Below are 4,811 nucleotides of genomic sequence, written 5' to 3'. Positions count from 1 at the left end.
CGACGCACTAACGGAGATACCCACTATGTCGACGCTCGTGGCCAGCTCAACTCGCACGGGCGGGGGGTGCTGTTCCACTTGCTGCTCAAGGGCAAGAAGGATGCGCAGATCGCGCGAGTTCTGGGCACCCACCGCGGCACTATCGGTCGGGAGATCGCTCGCAACGGGGGCCGGGACTCCTATCTGCCGCAGCAGGCCCAGCAGCGTGCCGCACGGATGGCTGCTCGCCCCGAGGTGTCCAAGCTCGCGGAGGGCACGCCGCTTCGCTGTCAGGTGGCCGGGCGGCTTAATCGTCGGGATTCCCCGGAACAGATCAGTGCCCGGATGAGGCTGCTGTTCCCGGATGATGAAGGCATGAACGTCAGTCACGAAACGATCTACCAGGCCCTGTATGTGCAGGGTAAAGGGGCACTGCGGCACGAGCTGACTGTGGAGAAGGCGCTTCGTTCGGGCCGGACCAGCCGGCGGCCGACCTCCAAGCTGCCCGGTCGTGGCGCTCGATCCTGGATCGGCGCCGACGCGACGATCTCCGACCGGCCGGCCGAGGTGGCCGACCGGGCGGTGCCCGGTCACTGGGAAGGCGACCTGGTACTGGGCAAGGCCAACCGGACCGCCCTGATCACCCTTGTGGAGCGCACCAGCCGGTTCGTGCTGATCCGGCGACTGCCCGAGCGCCACGACGGCACCACCGTGGCCGACGCCCTGGTGGAGATGATCAAGGACCTGCCCGAGCAGTTGCGCCGCACGATGACCTGGGACCGCGGCAGCGAGATGAGCGAGCACGCCACCTTCACCCTGGCCACCGACACCAAGGTCTACTTCTGCGACCCGTACTCACCCTGGCAGCGCGGTTCGAACGAGAACACCAACGGGCTCATCCGGGATTTCTTCCCCAAAGGCACCGACTTCTCCGAGGTCACCGACGAGGAGATCCGCTACGCCCAGGACAACCTCAACGCCCGGATCCGAAAGACCCTGGGATGGAAGACCCCGACCGATATCCTCAACACCTCAATAGGCGTTGCACTGACCACCTGAACTCAAGCCGGCCCCCGAGGGCAAGCCAGATCAAAAGTCACCTACTCGTGCATCAGCCCCGTACGAGCGCGATGTCAGCGTTGAGAGACGCTCAGGCTGCGCAGACGGCTGACGGTTCTGTCGACATCTAGCGGTGGAAACGCCGAGGCTGCCAGGCGGTCGGGCGCTCCCGGGGAGTGAATGGTCAACGGAACATCAAGGTCGTACGCGACGTCAACGAGGTTGGCCAGGCGCTGCCCGGGTTCGCGTCCGATACGCGCAGGATGTGGAACGTCGTGGATGACGAGGTGGCTTCCGTCAGCGAGGAGGGTCAGATAGTCACTGGTCGACCACGGGCACTCACATAGCGCGGCGAACGTCGTCACTATCGCTTGCGTTTCCCTCGGCTGTGGCAGGACAGGCAGGCTTCGGTTTCCCAGCATGAGTGAGGAGGCCGCTTCCTCGTGCGACATGGGCGGTAGCCATCTCCCCGCGGTGAAGCCGTGCTCGCTGCTGGTGGCGGCGATGCGATGGTCGATGCCCTCATCGAGATCTATCACCGCGAACCTGGACCGGATGAGATCGATGACAGGTTCGGCCGCAGCATGCAGGAGAGGATTTGGCAGGAGCTCATCGGGTACATATTTCGACGTAGCTACCACTCGTACCCGATGGGAAGACCACCAGGTCAGCGCGCGATGTAGGTAGATCGCATCGGCGACATCGTGAACGTGGAACTCGTCGAAGAACACTGCACTAGCCGGACCTGTCAGCGCTCGTACCGTTGTGTCCAGGTCGCGCCCGTGTCTGGGCAGCTCAGCATGGACCGCGCGGAAGAACTCTGCGCAGTGCCACCGCACCGACGTGGGCGCTGCGCCGTGGACTAAGTCGAGCACTGTCGTCTTGCCGCTACCAGGGGGCCCGTAGACATAGACGTCGCCGCGGCCGCCCATCGAATCCATCACCGCGTGCTGGCGTGCGGTGAGCCCGATGGCGCCAGCCGACTGGCTCCTCGCCCGAGATCTCCACATTTCCGAGACTCTAGCTTCCTAGAGGCTCCGGCGGTAGGCTGAGCTCGTGCCCGAGCGACCATCCCGACGAGACCAGATCTGTCGGGCAGCTATCGCACTGGCCGCTCGAGGCGGAAGCCATGCCCTCACCCACCAGGCCATCGACGCAGAGCTCGGCATAGCCAAAGGATCGACCTCGTACTACTACCGCACCCGCGCGGCCCTCATCGCGGGCGTGTCCGAGTTCCTCGCTGCGCAGTCGCGAGCGGTGTTCCACGACCTCGTGGCGCGTCACGCAGGAGAGAGCCCAGACACCGTGATCGACGCCTACCTCGCCGACCTCGCCGCCACCCGGCGAGACCACGTTCGCGCGCGCCTCGCCCTGATCCTGGACGCCGATTGCGGAGCGGACCAGCGCGCTGGGCTCGCCACGTGCCTCTTCTCCCTCGACGAAGCAGAGAGGCTTCTGCGCTCGCACGCGCACTCGCACCCTGAAGTCGGCGCATCCGAGCTCCTTGACCGCCTCGAAGGCCACATTCTGCGCACCCTGATACTCGCCGGCACCGCATGACCAGGGAGTCACGCACACCACCCGAGGCGGACACGGTGCATTCCGCCTACTCCGCCCGCGCGCACGAGTACATCGACCGTCTCGGCCACATCGACGCGACGGCACCCCAGGACCAGGCGCTGGTCGCCCGCTGGGCTCGCGACTGCACGGGTCGCGTCGTCGACGTCGGTTGCGGTCCCGGCCACTGGACGGCGTACCTCACCGACGCTGGGGTCACGGCCGAAGGAATCGACCCGGTGCCAGAGTTCGTAGACCACGCACAGCGCACCTACCCGCAGGTGCAGTTCCGTCAGGGAGCATTTGACGATCTGGGCGACCTACCGTACCCCTTGGGCGGAGTCTTCTCCTGGTACTCACTGATCCACCTCGACCCCGGCGACGTGCCCGAGGCACTGGCGACGGTGCGTGCGTCGCTAGCGCCGGAAGGTCGCCTTCTCCTCGCGTTCTTCGACGGAGACATGGTCGAGGAGTTTCCCCATGCTGTGGCGCCTGCGTTCTACTGGCCCCTGACCACGATGATCGACACCGTTCACCGTGCAGGGTTCACAGTCACCCATCGGGAACATCGACACGATCCCGGGCATCGGCCCCACGCCGCGCTACTCGCCCACCGAGACTAGGAGCCCGACGGTGTGCCAGGTCTCGCCGTCGCCCAACCGGATCAGAGTCGTGAATTTGGCAGCCGTCGCGGCGGCAGAGGTGCAAGGCTGACCTCGTGGCTTCCGAGGACAACTCCTACGCTCGCATGTTCCGGCGGCACGCTCATCCGGTCAGTGCATGGTCGAGGCTCCTGAGCGCACCGCTATTGCTGGTGCCCCCGTGGACTCGCCACTGGTGGTGGTACGTGCCCATCGGCGCCTGGTTCGCGCTCAACCCGGTGATGACTCCGCCGGCTCACAACACGTCGTCGTTCGCGACACGTGCAATCCTGGGCGAGGAGTCCTGGACTCGGGACCCCACGTCCGAGCCGATGATCCTCGCCCTGACTGGCATGGCCAGTACATCGCTCCTGTGCGCCATTGTGGCCAGCTATAAGCGCGAGAAGACCGGCGCAGTCGCATGCACCGGGATCTTCGTGACGCTCACGTTATGGCAGTGGCGACTGTGGGCGGACCGATTCACGCGCGAAACACGCCGGACGGCCCACTGATCCAGTCGCTGTCCGGGTGAGTGCCCCGGCTTACCCCGGCTCGTGCTGATTTACTCGGGCGAGCACCTTGGCGAAACCTGCCAGGTACTCCCTGCTGCGTCGCGCGCCCTGCTGTTCCACGAGCTCGTTGGCAAGCACCTTCGACACCGAAGCTGAGTCGACGGCAAGGTACTCGAGCGCCACAGCCGCGGCGACGGCCTGCCCTTCGTAGAAGGCCAGGTCGGGGAAGACCACCTCCAAGGCTCGCGACAGCTCGCCGGCAGCGCGCTCCTCGAACATCGTGGTCACGGACGCCCGGTACTGCTCGAAATGGTCCTGTGCCTCTTCGAGATCCCGTCGCAGGACAGATGGGTCATGCATCGGCGTGCCGTTCGGTGGCCTCGTAACCCGCGTCCGCGAAGGACATGGCCTCGTCGTGGTCACCGAGGGGGAACGACAAACCGGCCAGATCGGCGCAAGCATCGGTGCCGGCGATATTCGCGAGCGCGCCGGTCGCGTCGTCGACGACCATCTCCAAGTTCACAATGTCACTCTAAGCCCCGTTGAGTGACAATGCCCGGGCCACCATCTCACTCACACGGCGCCAGACTAAACAGCGCTCCCCCACCGTCGCCGGGACGAGTCCGGTACCTGTGCATCGGCCCCATCCACCGCGGCGGTCTGGCCTGTGCGCGTCTTTGTCTCCCGCAGGTCAAGGGTGAAAAGAACTCCTACTGCGGACCAGGTGACAGATTTATGCGAACGGGAGCGCCAGCGGACCCTGTCAAAGCAGCCGCTAAGCAATAGCGGCCTCTGGGCGGCCGACTCTGTATCCGCGACCCCTGACGTTCTTGCACGTAGGTTGAACCAGCGGGCCAAAGGAGCGAGGGAGGGGCCGTGGAAGATGACCCGGAGTCCATCTACGGATCGGGCGGTTATAAGCGAGTGATCCGATTCTTCCCTGACTACGGCCGACAGCACCCGTTGTGGGAGAGCGGGACCGACAAATACGGTATGGATCCGGAGGACTACGGACTCTCGGAATCGCTGGCCCAACGACTAGTGGGTATCTCCGTTAGTGCGT

The 4,811-nt window shown here is 65.2% G+C and carries 8 protein-coding genes; 5 read left to right on the top strand and 3 right to left on the bottom strand.

What is annotated here, in order from left to right; genetic code table 11:
- Window positions 1–78 precede the first annotated feature (78 nt).
- A complete protein-coding gene (locus G6017_RS00585; RefSeq protein WP_241731312.1) occupies window positions 79–1,038 on the top strand; it encodes an IS30 family transposase in 960 nt (319 codons plus the stop codon).
- A 74-nt stretch (window positions 1,039–1,112) separates the two neighbouring features.
- On the opposite strand, the gene zapE is transcribed toward G6017_RS00585, so the two are convergent.
- Window positions 1,113–1,979, bottom strand: coding sequence for an AFG1/ZapE family ATPase (gene zapE, locus G6017_RS00580; protein ID WP_182615394.1), 867 nt, complete (start codon window positions 1,977–1,979; stop codon window positions 1,113–1,115).
- A gap of 115 nt (window positions 1,980–2,094) precedes the next feature.
- Between zapE and G6017_RS00575 the strand changes: the two genes are divergently transcribed.
- The 3 genes from G6017_RS00575 (at window position 2,095) to G6017_RS00565 (ending at window position 3,748) form a co-directional block, all read left to right on the top strand.
- Entirely contained in the window at window positions 2,095–2,598 is a 504-nt protein-coding gene (locus tag G6017_RS00575) for a TetR/AcrR family transcriptional regulator (protein WP_182615392.1), read from the top strand.
- The gene (locus tag G6017_RS00570) at window positions 2,595–3,218 is read left to right on the top strand and encodes a class I SAM-dependent methyltransferase (RefSeq protein ID WP_182615390.1); all 624 of its coding nucleotides are present in this window, start codon (window positions 2,595–2,597) and stop codon (window positions 3,216–3,218) included. Before G6017_RS00575 ends, G6017_RS00570 begins: the two co-directional genes overlap by 4 nt.
- A 125-nt stretch (window positions 3,219–3,343) precedes the next feature.
- Window positions 3,344–3,748: a DUF6653 family protein gene (locus G6017_RS00565; RefSeq protein ID WP_347237914.1), complete on the top strand. Its 405-nt coding sequence runs from the start codon at window positions 3,344–3,346 to the stop codon at window positions 3,746–3,748.
- 30 nt (window positions 3,749–3,778) lie between these two features.
- Here G6017_RS00565 and G6017_RS00560 read toward each other — a convergent pair whose 3' ends face one another.
- Both G6017_RS00560 and G6017_RS00555 read right to left on the bottom strand, forming a co-directional pair.
- Entirely contained in the window at window positions 3,779–4,036 is a 258-nt protein-coding gene (locus G6017_RS00560) for a VHS/ENTH/ANTH domain-containing protein (RefSeq protein ID WP_241731311.1), read from the bottom strand.
- A 64-nt stretch (window positions 4,037–4,100) separates the two neighbouring features.
- Window positions 4,101–4,271: a hypothetical protein gene (locus tag G6017_RS00555; protein WP_182615385.1), complete on the bottom strand. Its 171-nt coding sequence runs from the start codon at window positions 4,269–4,271 to the stop codon at window positions 4,101–4,103.
- 353 nt (window positions 4,272–4,624) lie between these two features.
- Between G6017_RS00555 and G6017_RS16450 the strand changes: the two genes are divergently transcribed.
- On the top strand, window positions 4,625–4,811 hold a 187-nt coding region (locus G6017_RS16450; RefSeq protein WP_206682411.1), incomplete at its 3' end, for a hypothetical protein.

The organism is Dietzia sp. B44 (genome assembly GCF_014145245.1).
Lineage (GTDB): Bacteria > Actinomycetota > Actinomycetes > Mycobacteriales > Mycobacteriaceae > Dietzia > Dietzia natronolimnaea.
Note: the sequence above shows the minus strand (reverse complement) of the source record. Positions and strands in the feature narration are given on the sequence as shown.